A 5,820-nucleotide genomic window follows, 5' to 3' on the forward strand; every position below is an offset into this window, starting at 1 on the left:
GCTGGTGGTTATGCACCGGGCACTGCGGACGGTTGATCGGGAGCTGATTATGGTTCGGGCCTACCCGGTAGCGGTGGGCGTCGGCATAGGCGAACAAACGGCCCTGAAGCATTTTGTCAGGAGAAGCCTCGATGCCTGGAACGAAGGAACCTGGGGAGAAGGTAGCCTGCTCTACTTCGGCAAAATAGTTCTCCGGATTACGGTCCAGAACCATGCGGCCGACCTCAATCAGCGGATAGTCTTTTTGCGACCATACTTTGGTGACGTCGAACGGATCGAACCGGTACGTATCCGCGTCTTCGATCGGCATAATCTGCACGTACAGCTTCCATGCCGGGAAATCCCCGTTTGCGATTGCGTTGAACAGGTCCTCCGTATGGTAATCCGGATTCTCACCGGCGATTTTGGCCGCCACATCGACATCCATGTTCTGAATACCCTGCTCGGTTTTAAAATGGTATTTCACCCAAACTGCTTGTCCTTCGGCGTTGACCCATTTGAACGTATGGCTGCCAAAGCCGTGCATATGGCGCAGCGTTGCCGGAATGCCGCGGTCGGACATCAGAATGGTAACCTGATGCAGCGACTCGGGCGATAGGGACCAGAAATCCCAGACGGCAGTCGGATTCTTCAGATGGGTCTGAGGATGGCGCTTCTGCGTATGGATAAAGTCCGGGAATTTAATCGCATCACGGATGAAGAAGACCGGCGTGTTGTTGCCGACCAGATCATAGTTTCCTTCCTCGGTGTAGAACTTGACGGCAAAGCCGCGCGGATCGCGGACGGTATCGGCCGAGCCCAGCTCACCGGCAACGGTGGAAAAGCGGATGAACATGGGCGTGCGTTTGCCGATGTGGGAGAGGAAGGCTGCCTTTGTGTATTGAGAAAGATCCTGAGTGACTTCAAAATATCCGTGAGCTCCGGCTCCTTTGGCATGAACGACACGTTCCGGGATGCGTTCTCTGTTGAAGTGAGCCAGTTTTTCCAGCAGATGGACGTCTTGGATCAAGGTCGGGCCTCGCGAGCCTGCGGTAAGCGAATTTTGGTTGTCTCCTACTGGAGCACCCCAACTGGTCGTTAAGCGGTCATGGTTTGAACTCATGCACATGTCACCTCATATGATTAAATTTAGATTTAGTATAAGTATCATGATAAATAGTGTTTTTAGAAAAAGCAATATTTTTAGATCATTTTTTTATAAAAGGTTTTTAAAAAGTTGGCAGGCAGAGGGTGCAAGACAGTTAAAAAGGCGGAAAGTATACGGTAGTATTAAAGACCCCGTCCGATTCGGACGGGGGTGATGAGGGAGAACAGTCAGGAGGAGATATACATTTTGGCGTAGTACTCCTCCAGCATACGTTTGGTCGCGAATTCCGTGCGGGTCGTCTCGATGCTTATGCGCATCATTTGCGTCCATTTCTCGCGGTTGTCGTAATAAGTCGGCAGGACGCGGCCGAGAAGCGTATCGTACAGCGCTTCGCTGTCATGACGGTCCAGCAGCTCGAAGTCGGTCGTCTCGAAGCCGTCGCCGATCTGCCAGCCGTTCTCGCCGTCGATGCAGGCCTCCGGCCACCAGCCGTCCAGAATGGAGCAGTTGAGCACGCCATTCATGGCGGCCTTCATCCCAGAGGTTCCGCTCGCTTCAAGCGGTCTGCGCGGATTATTAAGCCACACGTCGGAGCCGCGGGTCAGCATTGCGCCAATCGTCATGTCGTAGTTCTCCAGGAACACGACGCTTTTCGGATACTTTTTCATCATGGCGACTAGGTTGCTGACGATTTTTTTGCCGGTGTCGTCCAGCGGATGCGCCTTGCCGGAGAAGACGATTTGCACTTTGCCCGATTTCAGGTAGGGCTCGATGATATCGGGGCGCGAGAAGATGAGATCACTTCGTTTGTAAGGGGCGGCTCTGCGGGAGAAGCCTATCAACAGATTATCCTCATTCAGCCGGATGCCGGAACGTTCTTCGATAAACCCGATCAGTTCGCTCTTGATCTCCGCATGGGCGCCCCACAGGTCGCCGTTCTCTTCGTAGGCGCGTGTGATGCGTTCGTCCACCCAAGTAGGCGTATGAATCGCGTTGGTGATGGCAATGATCGGCGAGCGGCCGGGAACTTCCTTCCACATTTTATTCGCGGTCTCAGCATGGAGCTTGGCAACCCCGTTGGAAATGCGGGAGAGACGCAGACCGGCGACGGTCATGTTAAAGGGCTCTCCGCCGATACGCTCCATCTGGCTGCGGGTCAGCCCGTTGAAGGCGCCCATATACTCCAAACGGCTTAGCGGATGTGACTCGTTGCCTTCCATGATCGGCGTATGCGTGGTGAACACAACCTCCTGCCGGGTCGCTTTCCAGGCTTCTTCAAAGGTGTCGCCGCCGGCCATTTTTTCGCGGATCAGTTCAACCGCCGCCAGCGCGGCATGCCCTTCGTTAAAATGATACACATCCACCGGGATTTCCAGCGCCCGCAGGGCTTTTACCCCGCCGATCCCAAGCACGATTTCCTGGGCGATCCGTTCTTCGCCGAACCAGCCGTACAGCTGGCCTGTAATCCATGCGTCGGCATTCTCCGGTATGTCCGTATCCAGCAGGTAGAGCGGATTATTGCCAAAATGCTCCGTCTTCCAAACCTTGCAGATAACGTCTAACCCGCGGATCTTGACAGTGACTTTTACGCCGGTATCTTCGAGAAAGTCGTACACATAGTTGTGGTAAGAGTCATACGGATTGCCGTTCACGTCGATTTTTTGGTCGGTATAGCCCTGCTTCCATTTCAGGCCAATGGGAATGATCGGGACATGGATATCCTTGGCACCCTTGATGTAATCACCGGCCAGAATGCCAAGCCCCCCGGCGTACATTTTGAAATCGGAATGCAGCCCGTACTCCATGCTGAAATAAGCGACTGACGGTAAGTTCTTCTCGTTCAAGCGGATAAGCCTCCCTAATCTTCGGATTAGAATGAATTGCAGCGAATTCTTGCGGCTGTATCGTAGATGCAAACGTTTGACTCATAAACATGAATCGCTTATCTGAAAACGATTTCAGGTATATTTTAGCACAAATACAGCGTGTGTGTAACAACGTTTTTTGTGGAGATGTCGGTTAAAGACCCAACGCGATTCCGAAAAATGAAATGGCGGACCGAGGATTAAGCTTGAACCGCCTTTTCGCCTTTTATGGTTAGACATGCTTATGCGTTTTTAGAAAAAATTTCTTTCCATAATTGATGGCAAAATTCCGGAACTCCGTGGCGGCGGGAGATAAATAGCGGTTGCGGACGCTCGCGACGTAAATAAAGCGTTCGTAAGACGGGCTGCTGATATTGAGAATATCCACATCAAAATGGGAAAGGGCGGAGATACGGGGCATCACCGCAATGCCGTATCCTACTGATACAAGACCCGCCATGGCGGTGTCCTCTTCAATTTCACAAACGATGTTTGGTCTTGCGCCCACCCTGGCGAACAAGCTGTCGATGATCGGCCGCAGGCCGCTTTTTGGGTTGAAATAAACCATAGGATAGGGAGTCGTTTCTTTAAGATCGATACTGCCCAGTTCAGATAAAGGATGATTCTTGGGCGTGATGACGACCAGTTCTTGCTCGGCCAAAGGAATAAACTCGATTTCGGGTTCATGTTCCATATAAGAGCAGAAGGCGATATCGTATTGGTCGTCCTTTAAACCTTGTATGATATTTTTCGTGTTTCCCTGATGGAAGGTGAAGGACATTTTCTTATGTTCATCCAGCAAGGAAAAAGACTGCACCAGCGCAGGTACGAAATGAGCGCCAAGCGTATAGATAAAAGCAAGGTCGATCACCCCGGTGGATGGGCTGGTCAGCTCGCGGACCTTCTTCTCGCCTTTCTCCAACTCGTCCAGAGCGCGGTTAACATAGCTAAGGAAGAGCTTGCCGTACTTGGTAAGCCGGATATTCCGTCCCTGCTTCTCAAATAAATAAGTTCCCAGTTCCTTCTCAAGCTCCGATATGGCATGGCTGAGGCTTGGCTGGGTAATGGATAATTTGATCGCCGCCTGTGTGATATGTTCCGTTTCGGCAATGACCCGAAAATACTGCAAATGACGTAAGTTCATAGGGGATTCACTCCTTTATACATAGATATATTCTATTAAAAAAGCTTGAAATATGAATTAGATTTATAATAACATGTCCTCTATAATAAGCTGTGAAGATTTTCACTTGAACGTACAAGCTTATTATGGAGGGGACAACATGTATCAACATCTTTTTTCACCGCTGACCGTTAAAAGCATGACGACAAAGAATCGCATTGTAATGCCGCCTATGGGTACGAACTACGGTGATCCGAACGGTGAATTTACTGAGGATCATATGAAATATTACGAGCGGCGGGCAAAAGGCGGCGTTGGACTCATCATTGTGGAAAATGCATGTATTCAGTTCCCGATGGGCTCCAACGGAACGACGCAGATCCGCATCGACCACGACCGCTATATTCCGGGCATGTACAGATTGACCGAGAAGCTGCACAAGCACGGAGCGTGCGTCGCGCTGCAAATCAACCATGCCGGAGCTTCCGCGGTGCCTGAACGGATTGGCGGCCAGCCGGTATCTTCTTCTAACATTCCTTCGAAGACAGGGGGAGCCGTCCCCCGCCCGCTGGAGAAGGACGAGATTCTTGATATCGTCGAGCATTACGGCAAAGCAGCGAAGCGCGTGGTTGCCGCCGGCTTCGATGCGATTGAAATCCATGCGGGACACTCGTACCTTCTCTGCCAATTCCTGTCGCCGGTCTATAACAAACGGACCGATGAGTTCGGCGGCAGCTTTGAGAACAGAGCGAGATTTGCGCGGATGGTTATCGACCGGATCAGAAAGGAAGTCGGACCTTTCTTCCCGATTATGATGCGCTTCAGCGCGGACGAGTTTATCGAGGGCGGTAATACGCTGGAGGATACGCTGCAAATTCTCGAGTTCTTGAATGATGAAGTCGATATCTTTAACGTTTCGGCGGCGCTGAACGATTCCCTGCAATACCAGATCGACCAAATGAATCTGCCGGACGGCTGGCGCGCATATCTGTCCAAAGCGGTCAGAGACAAGTTCGGCAAGCCGACCATTGCCACCGGCAACTTCCGCGATCCGGCCGTACTTGAAAAGGCACTTGCAGACGGCGATGCGGACCTGATCGGTATCGGCCGCGGACTGATCGCCGACCCGGATTGGGTGGGCAAGGTGCAGACCGGACATGAAGAGATGATTCGCAAATGCATCTCCTGCAACATTGGCTGCGCCGGACACCGGATCGCGCTCAACCGTCCGATCCGCTGCACGATCAATCCTGAAGTTATTCACGGCGAGGATTACAAAGAGCACAAAGTAACCCGGCAGACCAATGTTGTCGTCATCGGGGGCGGTACTGCCGGACTCGAAGCGGCTTGCACGGCTGCAGAAGTGGGCTGCACCACATTCCTGTTCGAGCAAAGACCGCGTGTAGGCGGGCTTGCACGTGAAATCGCCAAGCTCCCGGATAAGAAAAGAATCGTTGATTTCCCGAATTACCTGGAAAAGAGAAGCCAGCAGCTGAAAAACCTGATTACCTTTACCAATACGAAAGCCGACGCGCAGCTTATTGAAAACTTCAAGCCGGATGTTATTATTAATGCTACCGGTTCGAAGCCGCTCCTGCCGCCGATTGCCGGACTGCTTGAGCATATTGACAAGGAAGGAGAGAATATTCTCTCTATCTTCGGTCTGCTGAGCCGCGTCGACGAATTCTCAGCCATGGATCTGGAAGGCAAAAAAATCGTCGTTATCGGCGGGGGGGGCGGTGGGT

The 5,820-nt window shown here is 51.9% G+C and carries 4 protein-coding genes; 1 reads left to right on the top strand and 3 read right to left on the bottom strand.

Annotation, left to right across the window (positions count from 1 at the left end; translation table 11 throughout):
• From katA to L691_RS0102840, 3 genes are all read right to left on the bottom strand, one after another.
• The coding region (gene katA / locus L691_RS0102830) for a catalase KatA (protein ID WP_025688646.1) at nt 1-1,102 on the bottom strand (1,102 nt) is incomplete at its 3' end.
• Between the two features lie 212 nt (nt 1,103-1,314).
• Entirely contained in the window at nt 1,315-2,931 is a 1,617-nt protein-coding gene (gene glgP, locus L691_RS0102835; protein ID WP_025688648.1) for an alpha-glucan family phosphorylase, read from the bottom strand.
• Nucleotides 2,932-3,184: 253 nt separating this feature from the next.
• The gene (locus L691_RS0102840) at nt 3,185-4,096 is read right to left on the bottom strand and encodes a LysR family transcriptional regulator (protein ID WP_025688649.1); all 912 of its coding nucleotides are present in this window, start codon (nt 4,094-4,096) and stop codon (nt 3,185-3,187) included.
• Between the two features lie 139 nt (nt 4,097-4,235).
• Between L691_RS0102840 and L691_RS0102845 the strand changes: the two genes are divergently transcribed.
• On the top strand, nt 4,236-5,820 hold a 1,585-nt coding region (locus L691_RS0102845; protein ID WP_025688650.1), incomplete at its 3' end, for an oxidoreductase.

The sequence above is a fragment of the Paenibacillus zanthoxyli JH29 genome (assembly GCF_000520715.1).
Classification (GTDB): Bacteria; Bacillota; Bacilli; order Paenibacillales; family Paenibacillaceae; genus Paenibacillus_AQ; species Paenibacillus_AQ zanthoxyli.

What these genes read in the sequence shown, in the direction of transcription:
- L691_RS0102840 (WP_025688649.1), bottom strand. Translation starts at nt 4,096, where the DNA reads ATGAACTTACGTCATTTGCAGTATTTTCGGGTCATTGCCGAAACGGAA.